11 protein-coding genes, 1 pseudogene and 1 riboswitch are annotated in these 12,700 nt (G+C 56.3%); of the genes and pseudogenes, 11 read left to right on the forward strand and 1 reads right to left on the reverse strand.

Going from position 1 to position 12,700, the window contains the following annotated elements; genetic code table 11:
- The first annotated feature begins 203 nt into the window (after positions 1–203).
- A riboswitch (cyclic di-GMP riboswitch) is annotated at positions 204–294 on the forward strand.
- A 139-nt stretch (positions 295–433) separates the two neighbouring features.
- A pseudogene (locus PSTEL_RS28880) lies at positions 434–1,171 on the forward strand (choice-of-anchor A family protein); the annotation flags it as partial.
- Positions 1,172–1,215: 44 nt separating this feature from the next.
- Here PSTEL_RS28880 and PSTEL_RS28275 read toward each other — a convergent pair.
- On the reverse strand, positions 1,216–2,028 hold the full coding sequence (locus PSTEL_RS28275; protein WP_052098146.1) for a hypothetical protein: 813 nt from the start codon (positions 2,026–2,028) through the stop codon (positions 1,216–1,218).
- A gap of 25 nt (positions 2,029–2,053) precedes the next feature.
- On the opposite strand from PSTEL_RS28275, the gene PSTEL_RS28280 reads away from it, so the two are divergent.
- The 10 genes from PSTEL_RS28280 (at position 2,054) to PSTEL_RS02680 (ending at position 12,213) form a co-directional block, all read left to right on the forward strand.
- Positions 2,054–2,311, forward strand: coding sequence for an LPXTG cell wall anchor domain-containing protein (locus tag PSTEL_RS28280; RefSeq protein ID WP_245625059.1), 258 nt, complete (start codon positions 2,054–2,056; stop codon positions 2,309–2,311).
- Positions 2,312–2,496: 185 nt separating this feature from the next.
- Entirely contained in the window at positions 2,497–3,453 is a 957-nt protein-coding gene (locus PSTEL_RS02640; RefSeq protein WP_038700013.1) for an alpha/beta hydrolase, read from the forward strand.
- A 768-nt stretch (positions 3,454–4,221) separates the two neighbouring features.
- Entirely contained in the window at positions 4,222–4,608 is a 387-nt protein-coding gene (locus PSTEL_RS02645; RefSeq protein WP_038693300.1) for a NusG domain II-containing protein, read from the forward strand.
- The gene (locus PSTEL_RS02650) at positions 4,592–5,143 is read left to right on the forward strand and encodes a Gx transporter family protein (RefSeq protein WP_038693302.1); all 552 of its coding nucleotides are present in this window, start codon (positions 4,592–4,594) and stop codon (positions 5,141–5,143) included. The genes PSTEL_RS02645 and PSTEL_RS02650 overlap by 17 nt, the downstream gene beginning before the upstream one ends.
- Before the next feature lie 34 nt (positions 5,144–5,177).
- Positions 5,178–6,047, forward strand: coding sequence for an ATP-binding cassette domain-containing protein (locus PSTEL_RS02655; RefSeq protein WP_038693304.1), 870 nt, complete (start codon positions 5,178–5,180; stop codon positions 6,045–6,047).
- Entirely contained in the window at positions 6,023–6,910 is an 888-nt protein-coding gene (locus PSTEL_RS02660; protein ID WP_038693305.1) for an ATP-binding cassette domain-containing protein, read from the forward strand. The genes PSTEL_RS02655 and PSTEL_RS02660 overlap by 25 nt, the downstream gene beginning before the upstream one ends.
- Complete coding sequence (locus PSTEL_RS02665; protein WP_038693307.1) at positions 6,907–7,698, forward strand: energy-coupling factor transporter transmembrane component T family protein; 792 nt, start codon at positions 6,907–6,909, stop codon at positions 7,696–7,698. The genes PSTEL_RS02660 and PSTEL_RS02665 overlap by 4 nt, the downstream gene beginning before the upstream one ends.
- 45 nt (positions 7,699–7,743) lie before the next feature.
- Positions 7,744–9,693: a peptidase U32 family protein gene (locus PSTEL_RS02670; RefSeq protein ID WP_038693308.1), complete on the forward strand. Its 1,950-nt coding sequence runs from the start codon at positions 7,744–7,746 to the stop codon at positions 9,691–9,693.
- Between the two features lie 179 nt (positions 9,694–9,872).
- Complete coding sequence (locus PSTEL_RS02675; RefSeq protein ID WP_038693309.1) at positions 9,873–11,162, forward strand: aspartate aminotransferase family protein; 1,290 nt, start codon at positions 9,873–9,875, stop codon at positions 11,160–11,162.
- Positions 11,163–11,325: 163 nt separating this feature from the next.
- Entirely contained in the window at positions 11,326–12,213 is an 888-nt protein-coding gene (locus PSTEL_RS02680) for a UbiA-like polyprenyltransferase (RefSeq protein WP_038693310.1), read from the forward strand.
- The last annotated feature ends 487 nt before the right edge of the window (positions 12,214–12,700 follow it).

Consider the following 12,700-nt stretch of genomic DNA (forward strand, 5'->3'; position numbering starts at 1 on the left):
GGGTATATAGATCGATTTATAGAGAGAAGGGACCGTCTTTCTGAAGGCGGTCCCTTTAATATGCGCAAAAACTACCTATTCACATCTTATATGTATGAGTAAAAGGACCGGATTAGTACCAAGAAATAGGATTGACGAATCATATATAGGGTGCTAGAATTCCATAATATGAGAGACAAAAGTCATAGATAATTTCATTTGTTCATGTATAAACGCAAAACAGTCGAAAGGCTGCGACGCAAAGCCCAGGAGTCTACCGCGTGTACACAACGCCATGATCGTCCGGCCGCCATGAAAGCCAGTCAAGGCTATCAAGGCGGCCTTTTTGCTGTTATTATAAGCCGCTGCAGCCATTGACCTTAATCGACAATTTTAGAGGTGAGGGCAATTGATGAAGAATTTGAAATCATGGGTATCCTTGATGCTGACCGGGATGATCTTGGTATGGTGCACTATTGGGGTTGCTGGCAAGGCTGACGGAGCAGCGGCCGGGTTCTTAGGGACAGCGGGATATTATAATGCTTTCATACTAGGCAATTTTACGCAGTCTTTCACGGATACGGAAGGAAGATTAGCTGCCGGAGGAAATGTTACGCTAAACGGTTATTCTGTCGGGTTTAAGCTTAGCAGCAGCGAGCGCGAAAAGCCCGCCGTTCTTGTGGCTGGCGGAAACTTGACGTTCAATGGCGGCGAGATTCTTGGAAACGTGGTATATGGAGGAACGGGCCAAATCGGGGCGGAAGTGAATGTCACCGGAACGAAGAGCCAGGGCACGCCTATCGACTTCCCGTCGGAATTTCGTTATTTGACAGAGACATCGCAGCGATTGGCGGCGTTGGAAGCAAATGGAGTGACCGAGTACCAGTGGGGACGGTTGACACTCACAGGAAAAGATAAGCGGATGAACATCTTCTCCGTCTCAGGCAGCGATCTGTCCCAGGCCAATACGCTGGTGATCGATGCTCCAGCCGAATCGACAGTAATCGTTAATGTTGACGGCGCCTCGAATCAGCTTCAGTATTTTGGTTTCTCGTTGCAGGGTATTTCACGCGAGCATGTTCTGCTCAATTACAGCCAGGCTTCCGAGCTTGTCATTAGAGGGATCGCAGTGGAAGGCAGTGTACTGGCCCCGGGAGCGGCCGTCAATTTCGACAATGGCCAATTCAACGGCACGCTCATCGCGGCTTCGGTTGTAGGGGGCGGGCAGTTCAATCATCATCCGTTCACGGGAAGTGATGAGACGCCTGAGCCGAGCCCAAGCCCAAGCCCGAGCCCAAGCCCAAGCGTAAGTCCAAGCCCGAGTCCGACGCCAACACCGTCGGAGACAGCGAGCCCGACGCCAACACCGTCGGAGACTCCGAGCGAGACGGCAACGCCGACGCCGGAGATACCGAGCGAGACGGCAACTCCAACACCAGTGACGCCAAGCGAGGCGCCAACGCCGACACCGGATACGCCGATCGAAACCGCAAGTCCGACGCCAGAGGTAACGCCGAGCGAGACGGCAACGCCAACGCCGGAGACTCCGAGTGAGACGGCAACGCCGACACCGGAGACTCCGAGCGAGACGGCAACGCCGACGCCAGTGACGCCGAGCGAGCCGCCAACACCGACGCCAGTGACGCCGAGCGAGACGGCAACACCGACGCCAGTGACGCCGAGCGAGCCGCCAACGCCGACACCAGTGACGCCAAGCGAGCCGCCAACGCCGACACCAGTGACGCCAAGCGAGCCGCCAACACCGACACCAGTGACGCCGAGCGAGCCGCCAACACCGACGCCAGTGACGCCAAGCGAGGCGCCAACGCCGACACCGGATACGCCGATCGAAACCGCAAGTCCGACGCCAGAGGTAACGCCGATCGAGAGCCCGACGCCAACGCCGACTTCCGAATCGACAACCGTCATCAACGATGAACCCGTTCCTATTGGACCGGTAAATTCGCCTGAAGCATCGGCGGCTCCGTCACCGACGCTATCACCGACGCCGTCGCCTTCTGCCACACCTTCGGGTGATGAGGTTACCATTGATGATAATCCTCTTCCGTTAGGCGTGCCTTCGGCAACACCAACTGCAACACCAATAGCGACACCAACGGCGACGCCTTCCGCGTCTCCCGCCCCATTGGTAACGCCGAAGCCTGAAGAGCTGGAACTCGGCGATGACCCTGTGCCTCAAGGAGTTCCTGCGCCTGTCGGCAAGCTGCCTAAGACCGGGGAAGAGAGCCACATGCCTTACTACGCAGGCGGCGCTGCAATCTTGGCGATTGGCTTGCTGTTGAGATTAAAGGGAAGACGCAAATTCGAATAATCTGCAGTACCTATAAGGGCATTCATTCATTTGAGATGCACCCCTTGGAAGAGACATTGGAACCCCCTGGGTTTCCGGTGACATTCCAAGGGGTGTTGTTTTTGTCCGTACCTTCCGATCTGATATACTGGGTGTTATCTGTTGTCGTATTTGCAGGAGAAGGCGAGGTGGCGGATTTGTTGTGGATGATCATTGCGGTGCTGGCCGTTGCGGTTTGCGCAGGCGGCGTTACGTATGCCGGTCTCTATTTTTACAAAGTCGCTATATTCAGGACTCCCAAAATGTTCATTGCAAGCACGCCGAAGGCCAAGGTGAAAATGAAGGAAGAACCGCCTACGGCGGGTGCATCCTGGGGAGAAGGACAGCAGTGGATCGCCGCCCAGCAGATTCGGGAGCTGGAACTGACCTCGGATGACGGCCTGAAGCTGCACGGCTACTGGATTCCTTCGGAACGGGCCGGAGGACGGACCGCGATTATCGCACATGGCTATTCGGGCAAAGCCAAGGACATGGGGGCGTATGCGAAGCTCTATCATGACAGGCTTGGCTTCAACGTGCTGTTGCCCGACGCACGGGGGCATGGTCAATCGGAAGGGAGCTACATCGGGTTCGGCTGGCATGAGCGTCTGGATTATGTCAAATGGATCCGCCGCGTCATTGAGGAGACGGGGGGTGATGCGCAGATCGTGCTGCACGGCGTATCGATGGGCGGAGCGACTGTACTGATGACTTCAGGCGAAGAGCTGCCCCCGCAGGTTAAGGCGATTGTCTCCGACTGCGCTTATACTTCCGTCGCCGCCGAGTTATCCTATCAGTTGAAGCGAATGTACCGGTTGCCGTCCTTTCCGTTCCTTCAGGCCGCAAGTCTGGTCTCGGCCATCAAGGCCGGCTATTCCTTCCGGGAGGCCTCTGCACTGAGGCAGGTTCGCCGGTCCGGAGTGCCGATCCTGTTCATTCATGGAGATGCGGATACGTTCGTCCCTTACTTCATGCTGGACCAGCTGTATGAAGCATGCGGCGGACCCAAGGAACGGATGGTTGTGCCCGGGGCCGGGCATGGTCTGGCTTATGATACGGACAAGGCGGGATATATTAGCCAGGTAGGGGAGTTTGTCGCCCGGTACACGAAGAATTCTCCGTAAAAATGGACAGCGCCCGGCTTTCGCTTATGCGAATGCCGGGCGCTTATATGTGGCGGAAATCTCCGTTCTTATGCAACTGAGAACAGCTTCCGCGTATATTTAATCTTTCCCTACCGCCTGCCTGAAATGGCGGTCTCTATACTCCTCTTTCATTTCCAGCAGCCGTATGGCGATAACAGTTCTGCATCCAAAACGATAAAAGCCCTGCCTCTCTTCTATCCTTGCGGCTCCAATGACCGCTCCAGTGTGAATCGGAAAATCTACAGCTTCAATATCATCTTACCAGAAGAACCTGCGGTGCTACGGTGAAAGGGCCGGTGAAGCCCCGAGCGCCAAGTTCTTTGAAAATTTTAAGGTATATAAAGGTCTATAAGTACATGTAATCAATTCTAAAAAGAACGCCGATATACTTAGTACAACAGTCCTGGGTTATCCTTTAACGAATAATCCCTTTTGCATGGAAAAATCAAATATTATTATACTATAGCACAAACAGACAGGATTTACAAATGCAATATTGCTGGACAGTCTGTTCACATCCGAGTTCGTGGTGCTTTTCTTATCCTCTTTTGCCCCGCGCGATGAATACGCCTCCAAGGGTTATCCCGATCAAACCGGGTAATCCTTTTTTTTCTAATCATAAATACATTTTGTGAAAGTAGCGTGAAATCGGCTATAATGCCTATGCATTCATTGAAGGATCAGAAACGGACCAGTATAATTATTAAGTCTGGTCATCATTTAATTTAAAAAATAAGGGAGAATTTTATGAAACGCGCAGATATGCTGCTGATTGCCGTGGTGCTGATCGCCGCGCTCGCTTTTCTGGCTCCGCGTTATTTCGGTAAGGATGCCGGGGAAGAAGCGGGAAAGAATCTGGTGGCCAATATCACAGTTGACGGCAAGCACTACCGTACGGTCAAGCTGACGAAAGAAGAGCAGACCATCGATATCCGGACCGAGAAGGGATATAACATATTGAAGGTTCACGATTACGGCATCGAAATGTATGAAGCGGACTGTCCCGATCAGGTCTGCCTGGGCTTCGGCTTCATTACCCGGCCCAAGCAGACCATCGTCTGCCTGCCGCATCGGGTTCTGGTAGAGATTGCAAGTTCGACAGGGGAGGATGAGATCGATGGGGTTGTCCAGTAGCGAGTCGTCCCGGGCGCTGAAGCGAACGGTAATCGTCGCGATTTTTTCGGCGGTGGCGGTAGTGCTCGGGATTTTGGAAGCCCAGCTTCCCTTGTCGGCGATGGGACTTATGCCCGGGGCCAAGCTCGGGTTCGCCAATATCATGATTTTGACATGCATTTATTTTCTCAGGGGACGCGATGCCTTCGTGCTGGTCATCCTGAAGACCATACTGACGGCGTTCATCCTCGGTACGTTCTCCAGCCTGCTGTTCAGCCTGTTCGGCTCATTGTTCAGCTTCGCGGTCATGTTCCTTCTAATGAAGGGCGGAAAGAACCGCCTGAGTCTGATCGGGGTCAGTATCGCAGGCAGCATCGCCCATAACTTCGGACAACTGGTCGCGGCTTCCATCGTCATGGGAACGACCAGCATTATGTATTATTTGCCGATCCTTCTGGTGACAGGCATTGTGACCGGTATTGCCGTCGGCTACTCGGTGCGGTATTTGGTAAACGCGCTGACAAAAATATCGATCTTTGAGGACTTTTTACGATAAGCGGAAGGCAAATGGCCGCAGGAGGTGAGACAGCATGAACGGGAAAGACGAACAGCGGCGTGCGGCGGACCGGGGCACGGATGCCGTGACGATGGAGGAAGTATCCTTCGGCTACGAGCCGGAGCATCCCATATTGCAGAGCATTACGCTCGGCATCCCTCAGGGACAGTGGGTCAGCCTTGTCGGTCCCAGCGGTTCGGGCAAGTCGACATTGGTGAAGCTTCTGAATGCGCTGATTCTCAAAAGCGCAGGAGAAATCACGGTCTGCGGCATGACGCTGAATGATGAGAACGTCACGGAGATCCGCCGGAATATCGGCATGGTCTTCCAGAACCCCGACAATCAGTTCGTCGGAGAGACGGTGGAGGACGACATTCTGTTCGGCCTGGAGGGACTCTGCCTGCCGCGCGAGGAGATGGAGCGCAGGCTTCATCTGTATGCCGATAAGCTCGGTGTCACCGGCCTCCTGCGGAAGCATCCCGGAGAGTTGTCCGGCGGGCAGAAGCAGCGGGTCGCCATCACATCCATTCTGGCTATGGAGCCCGGCGTCGTCATCTTTGACGAGGCCTCTTCCATGTTGGACGAGGAGAGCCGGAATGGATTGTTGGACATTCTGCGGGACATGCATGCAGAGGGCTCCTATACGATCTTGATGATTACGCATGACGCCGACGAAATACTGTCATCGGAGCGGGTGCTGGCCCTCAGCAATGGAAAGCTGGCCCTGGATATGACACCGGACGAGCTGTTCCGGAACGAGGCGCTGCTGGAGAAGTGCCGGCTGCATGCTCCCTATGCCTGGGAGCTCGGCCGCGAGCTTGCGGCCAGGGGGCTTCCGGTCGGCACTCCCTCCAGCGAAAAGGAGCTTGTGAACACGTTATGGCCATTGAACTTCGGCAAGTAAGCTATACCTACTCGGAGCGCAGCCTGTGGAGGCAAACGGTGCTGCGCGAGATCGACTTTGATGCTCCGGCGGGCCAGGTGGTGGGAATCGCCGGGGCGACGGGCTCCGGCAAGTCGACCCTGCTGCAATTATTCAACGGTCTGCTCCGGCCCACGCAGGGGACGGTGTCCGTTCTGGACGTCACTTTTCGCCCCGGCGAGAAGCCTCCCCGGCTGCTTCCGCTCAGGCGGAGAGTCGGGCTAGTCTTCCAGTTCCCGGAGCAGCAGATGTTCGCCGAGACGCTGGAGAAGGATTTGATGTTCGGGCCGCTTAACTTCGGCATGAGTCCGGAGGAGGCGCGGGAGCGGGCCTGCAAGGCGATGGAGGATATGGGGCTCGATCTGGAGCTGCTCACGCGCAACCCGTTCCGGTTAAGCGGCGGGCAGATGCGCAAGGCGGCCATCGCTTCGGTGCTGGCGGCGGACCCGGAGATTCTCGTTCTGGACGAGCCGACGGCGTCGCTTGATCCGGTCAGCCGCCGGGAGCTGATCGGCCTCCTGAACCGGCTGTGCCGGGAACGCGGCCGGACTGTCCTCGTCGTCACGCACCGGATGGACGAGCTTCTGCCATATGCGGACCGCTGGCTCGTGCTGAATCAGGGCCGCGCGGTGTTTCAGGGCGGCGTCCGGGAGCTGGCGCGGAATCCCGGCCTCCTGGCGGACTGCGGCTTGGCCGTGCCGGACTCTCTGCGGTATTGGCGGGCGGTGGCCGACCGGCTCGGCCTTAAGGACGATGAAGAGCCGAGACTGTCGGCTGGCGAATTGGCGGACTTCATCCAGGAACGCGGCGGCCTCGAAGGCCGGCGGGAAGGAGGCCGGCCATGAATGAACGCCTGCTGCTGGGAAGAACGATCGAGACCGGCTCCTGGGTGCATCGCCTGGACCCGAGGTCGAAGCTGATCGGGATGCTGCTCTATGCAGCCGCCATCCTGCTCGCGAGGTCGTGGGCAGCGATGGCCGTGCTGGCGATCATGTCGCTGATGATCGCGGTGTCCACCCGGATTCCGCTGAAATATTACCTCAGAGCGGCCAAGTCGCTGAGGTATTTGATGCTGTTTATTTTTATCGTGCAGCTGCTGTCGGTTAAGGGAGGGCGAGTCTGGCTGAGCCTGGGCTCCTTCCAGCTCTATGAGGACGGCTTCCGGCTCGGGGCGTTCGCGGTGATCCGCACGTTCCTGCTCGTCTCCTTTACCGCTATGCTCACGTTCACAACGACTCCCGCGAGGCTGAATCAGGGGCTGGAGGGCATTCTGTCGCCGCTGAAGCGGGCCGGGCTGTCGCCGGGACGTTTTACGCTGATGATCAGTCTGGCGCTTCGCTTTATTCCGACGATACTGGATGAGGCCCAGATTGTGCTGAAAGCCCAGGCTTCACGGGGAGCCGATATCAGCGAGCTGCCGCTGAAGGAGAAAGGCCGCATGCTCGTAACCCTGCTCGTTCCCGTTATCGTAGGGGCGTTCCGGCGGGCGCAGGATCTGGTCTATTCCATGGAAGCCCGCGGCTTCCGCATGGAGGCCCCGCGTACCCGGTATCACCGCTTGAGGTGGGGGGCGGCTGATACTTGTTTTATCGCTCTGTTCGTTCTGCTGGCTGCGGCTTCGGCTGTTCTGTAGCATAAGCGGGACCGGGAGAAGAGTTACACTTAGGGGGAAGCAAGAATGACGCGATATTTTAACGGTAAGGAAGTTGAACTGCTGGCTCCGGCCGGCACGTTCGAGATTTTTCAGGAAGTGGTGCGCTCCGGCTGCGATGCGGTGTATTTGGGCGGGCCTGTGCTGAATATGAGAATGATGCGCAAGGGCTATAATCTGTCGCGCGAGGAGCTGGCGGAGGCGATCCAGATCGCCCGGTCGCTGGACAAGAAGCTGTATGTGACCGTCAACAATCTTCTCAGCGAGCAGGAACTGGAGGAGGCGCGTGACTACCTCGGCTTCCTGGATGAGATCCGCCCGGATGCGCTGATTGTGCAGGATATGGCGGTCCCTGCTCTGGTCCGGGAAATGGGTCTCGGCCTGCAGCTGCATGCATCGGTTATGATGAACACGCATAATCTCGAAATGGTTCACGCGCTCCGGGATCTCGGCGTAAGCCGAGTCGTCACGTCACGCGAGATGGATCTGCAGACCGCGAAGCATCTGGGGCGGGAGAGCGGAATGGAGCTGGAATATTTCGTTCACGGCGATATGTGCTCCGTTCACGGGGCGAACTGCTACTTCAGCTCACAGGTGTTCGGCATGAGCAGCAACCGGGGTAAATGCATGAAGCCCTGCCGCTGGGATTACCGGATCAAAAAGGACGGTTACATTTATCCGGCAGAATATCCGCTGGCGGTCAAGGACATGTACATGTATGAGCATCTGCCGGAATTGATCGAATCGGGCATTACCTCATTCAAAATCGAGGGACGGATGCGCGACAAGGACTTCATCACGATGATCGTGAACAGCTACGGCGACGCATTGGACCGGTATATCGACGATCCGGTCGGCTTTGAGCGGGAAGTGGACGCCAAGCTGCTGTATAAGAACCGCAAGCGCGATTTCTCCACCGCTTATGCGTTCGGCAAGCCGGGGCTGCGCAACATCAACCGGCGCTATGAAGGCACCGGCAAATTCTACAGCACGGGCAAGGTGTTCAGCACACCGACGGCGGAGCGGGAGCTCTCGGAGGACCGTGTCCTTAAGCTGAAGGAACGGCTGGCGGCGGAGCTTCGGCCGGAACGCACGCCTGATGCCGCAGGGATTGCGGTTCGCGTCAATAACATGGCTCAGGCCAGAGCCGCGCTTGAGGAGCGGGTGGAGCATCTGTATTTGTCCGGCGACGTCTACGAGCCCGACCGTCCGTTCACGAAGCGCGATATCCTGGAACTGGCCCGGATCAAGGGAGAGACGAAGCTGATCCTGGCGCTGCCGCGCATGATGACGGAGCTGCATTTCGACCAGTACGACCAGCTGCTGATTCACGGCGAACGACTGCCGATCGACGGTCTGCTTGTCACGAATCTGGGAGCTGTACGGCGATACAGCGGCACCGGTTATGAGCTGATTGGCGATACGAGCCTCAACATCTACAACACACTGGCCGCCAAGACTTACGCGCGGATGGGCCTGAAGCGGTTGACGGTATCGTCCGAGATGACGCTGGACCATTTTGCCGGCTTCGCTTCCAAAAGTGATCTTCCGGTGGAAATGGTGGTCCACGGAACACCGGCGCTGATGTATATGGAGCATGACCTGTTCGAGAACACCGAAGTGATGGAGCCTGTCGGCGAGGAAGACAACCGGTATGTGAGCAATGAGGTGCTGGTGCTGATGACCGACAAGGGCGAGAATCCGGTATACCGCGACCAGCACGGGCGGAGCCATCTGCTGTTCGCCAAGGAGCTGTGTTACCTGCCGATGGTGCGGGAGTTGGCCCTGGCAGGGATTTCGAGCTTCCGGATTGAAGGCCAGACCTATACGCCGGAGCGGCTTCGCGAGGTTATCAGGGCTTACCGGGACGCGCTGAGCGGCAACGGGGCGGCTGGTGAAACATCGGAGCAAGAGCTTGTGAACAGCCTGACGCCGGTTTATGCGGGGTATACACTGGGCTCGCTGCAATTTAATTAATGTTTTAAAATATAAGACTTTATAAGTTGTTGCTTACAACAGGTCTTCTATTTCTCGGTAAAGCATGGCGTCTAAGGACGCCGTCAGGTGTTTATCCTTGAATAATTGATATAGTCGAAAAAACAGGATCGTTTGGACGATCGGAAGTTACTTTTTTCACAAGAAAAGGGGGAAACCGGATGGACGGCCAGTTTATTGGCAGAGAGGCGGTTGCGGCCAAGCGCAAACAGTATTTCTACCCTTGTACACAGCATTTTTACCGGGATGCGCCGCAATTGGTCCGCGGCAGTATGCAGCATGTGTATGATGAGAACGGGAAGAAGTACACCGATTTCTTCGCAGGGGTATCGGTGGTGGCCTGCGGCCACTGCAACCCGGCCATTACGGAGCGGACGATCGAGCAGCTGCGCCGGCTGCAGCATACGACGACGGTATATTTGACGGAGCCGAGCGTGCTGCTGGCGGAGCGGCTGGAGTCTGTGCTGCCGGGGAACCTGAGACGCACGTTCTTCGTGAACAGCGGCTCGGAAGCGAATGAAGGGGCGCTGTTGCTAGCCCGGCTGCATACCGGCCGCAAGGGCTTCATCGCGCTGGAGAGCGGGCTGCACGGCCGGACGAATCTGACGATGAGCGTAACCGGATTGTCCATGTGGCGGACCGACAAGTATCTGGACGAGGATGTTGCGTTCATCCGGCGTCCGTTCGATCCGGAGCTGACTTTGGCGGAAGCGTCGGAGATTTCGCTTGCCGACCTGAAGGCGGTTCTCGCGGCCAAAGGCGATACTATCGCCGCCCTGATCGCGGAGCCGATCCAGGGCAACGGCGGCATGATCATGCCGGAACCCGGCTATTTCCGCGCCGTGAAGGAGTTGCTGGAGCTGCATGGAATCCTGCTGATCGCCGACGAGATCCAGACCGGCTTCGGACGGACGGGAGCCATGTTCGCCATGGAGCATTTCGGCGTCGTGCCGGATATCGTCACCATGGCCAAAGCGCTCGGCAACGGCGTGCCGGTTGCCGCCTTCGCGGCGGGCGACGAGATCGCCGCCTCGCTGAATACGCCGTCCGCCTCCACGTTCGGCGGCAATCCGGTCTCCGCGGCGACGGCGCTCGCCGTGCTCGATTATATCGAAGCCGAGCGGCTGCCTGAGCGCGCCGCCTTGCTGGGAGCCCGGCTGAAGGCAGGGCTCCGGGAGCTGCAGGACCGTTACCCGGCGCTTGTCGCCGATGTGAGAGGAACGGGACTGATGCTGGGCATGGAGCTTCGCGGGGCAGGTTCCGCAGAGAGCGCGGCGCTGACGGACGATGTGCTTGAAGATCTGAAGAACCAGGCCTACTTGGTCGGGAAGAACGGCGTGGGCCGAAATGTGTTGGCCTTCCAGCCGCCTCTTGTTATTATGGAAGAAGATATCGACGGTCTCCTTGCAGCATTGGACAGCACGTTGGCGCGGCTTGGGGCGCAGGTGTGATCAATCCCCTGACCTCTGAGCCTGGCCCTGGACTGGACTGGACTGGACGCGCACTCCGTCCTTTTCCGAAAGGGAATACGAGATGGGCATCCCGGTTCCGGCGGACCAGCGGAGAATGTCCTGCATGTAGACATGGTCAGCATGAACGGATTGGAGAATTGCTATGGTTATTCTGAATGCCTTTAAAATTGCGGGGCACAAGCTAAAAATGTTCAGCGAGCTCGTTATGTTCTCGCATACGCTGTTCTCGCTGCCCTTTGCCGTTATTTCAATGGTATGGGCGGCGGGGGGCTGGCCCTCGGGGCGGATTATGCTGTGGGGGCTGATTGCCCTTATCGGGGCGCGCAACGGCGCCAACGCCTTCAACCGGCTGGCCGACCGTGTCTTCGACGGCCAGAATCCTCGGACGGCGCATCGGCATCTGCCGCAGCGTCTGCTCGCCGAGAAGGAAGTCGCGATCTTCGTTGTCGTGAACTATTTGATCTTTATATTAGCATCCGGCATGCTGAACCTGCTCTGTCTCGTTCTGTCGCCGGTGGCCATCTTTCTGATCTCCACCTACTCCTACACGAAGCGCTTCACCTATCTCAGCCATCTGTATCTGGGCTTCGTTATCGCGTCCGCACCGATCGGCGCCTGGTTCGCGGTAACCGGGAATATTGCCTTCACTCCCTTCGTGATCGGTACGGTCGTCATGCTGTGGATCGCCGGGTTCGATATTATATACGGCACACAGGATATCGACTTTGACCGCCGCGCCGGGCTGTGGTCGATTCCCAGCTATTTCGGGCTGGAGAACGCGCTGCGCATTGCCAAGGCACTGCACTTCATTATGATTCTGCTTCTGCTGTTCCTGTACGTATGGCGCGGGCTGGGCTGGATATATCTCGTCGGAATCGGTATCGCGACCGTGCTGCTCATGACGGAGCATCAAATCATCAAGCCATCCAACCGGCAACTGATGAAGATCGCCTCCTACAATCTGAACCAGGTGATCAGCATGGTCATTCTGGCCTGTACGCTGACGGATTATTTCTACATCACCAATTAGTGATTAAACGATCAGATAAACTACACAGCAATTCTGTAGTTTATCTTTTTTTTAGTTGAAATATGGACGCGGTATATATAATTACTAATGAAGACAATATTGGTAAATTAATACCTTTTGAAACACTTGAGTAAATGCCAATGCTAGCAAGGATAGCAGCCCCTAATGCAATTAATAGACTTTTTCTTCCCATTCTGAGTTCACCCCAACCTCCATGATATTCCAATTTATTTGTATAATTGCATTTTATTAGAAATAAATCAAGTTAACCTTTCTATAGCTAAAAAAATTAAGATTGAATTTTCGTTGCCATATGCTCTGGTAATGGGGGGAGTAAACTCAACTATCTTCCGTTATTGATGTACATCGGCGGGGAATATAAAAGGGTTTGGAAACGAGATGTGAGGCAGGCTGTATCAGAGTAAAAAGAACAGCCGCTTTCCCTGAGAAGGCGGCTGTTAAATGCTTAATAAGGCCAATAGAGCGG

Origin of the sequence: Paenibacillus stellifer (assembly GCF_000758685.1) — a bacterium.
GTDB classification, from domain to species: domain Bacteria; phylum Bacillota; class Bacilli; order Paenibacillales; family Paenibacillaceae; genus Paenibacillus_AQ; species Paenibacillus_AQ stellifer.

What these genes read in the sequence shown, in the direction of transcription:
- PSTEL_RS28275 (WP_052098146.1), bottom strand. Translation starts at nt 2,028, where the DNA reads ATGGTAACCTCATCACCCGAAGGTGTGGCAGAAGGCGACGGCGTCGGT.
- PSTEL_RS02640 (WP_038700013.1), top strand. Translation starts at nt 2,497, where the DNA reads ATGATCATTGCGGTGCTGGCCGTTGCGGTTTGCGCAGGCGGCGTTACG.
- PSTEL_RS02645 (WP_038693300.1), top strand. Translation starts at nt 4,222, where the DNA reads ATGAAACGCGCAGATATGCTGCTGATTGCCGTGGTGCTGATCGCCGCG.
- PSTEL_RS02650 (WP_038693302.1), top strand. Translation starts at nt 4,592, where the DNA reads ATGGGGTTGTCCAGTAGCGAGTCGTCCCGGGCGCTGAAGCGAACGGTA.
- PSTEL_RS02655 (WP_038693304.1), top strand. Translation starts at nt 5,178, where the DNA reads ATGAACGGGAAAGACGAACAGCGGCGTGCGGCGGACCGGGGCACGGAT.
- PSTEL_RS02660 (WP_038693305.1), top strand. Translation starts at nt 6,023, where the DNA reads ATGGCCATTGAACTTCGGCAAGTAAGCTATACCTACTCGGAGCGCAGC.
- PSTEL_RS02665 (WP_038693307.1), top strand. Translation starts at nt 6,907, where the DNA reads ATGAATGAACGCCTGCTGCTGGGAAGAACGATCGAGACCGGCTCCTGG.
- PSTEL_RS02670 (WP_038693308.1), top strand. Translation starts at nt 7,744, where the DNA reads ATGACGCGATATTTTAACGGTAAGGAAGTTGAACTGCTGGCTCCGGCC.
- PSTEL_RS02675 (WP_038693309.1), top strand. Translation starts at nt 9,873, where the DNA reads ATGGACGGCCAGTTTATTGGCAGAGAGGCGGTTGCGGCCAAGCGCAAA.
- PSTEL_RS02680 (WP_038693310.1), top strand. Translation starts at nt 11,326, where the DNA reads ATGGTTATTCTGAATGCCTTTAAAATTGCGGGGCACAAGCTAAAAATG.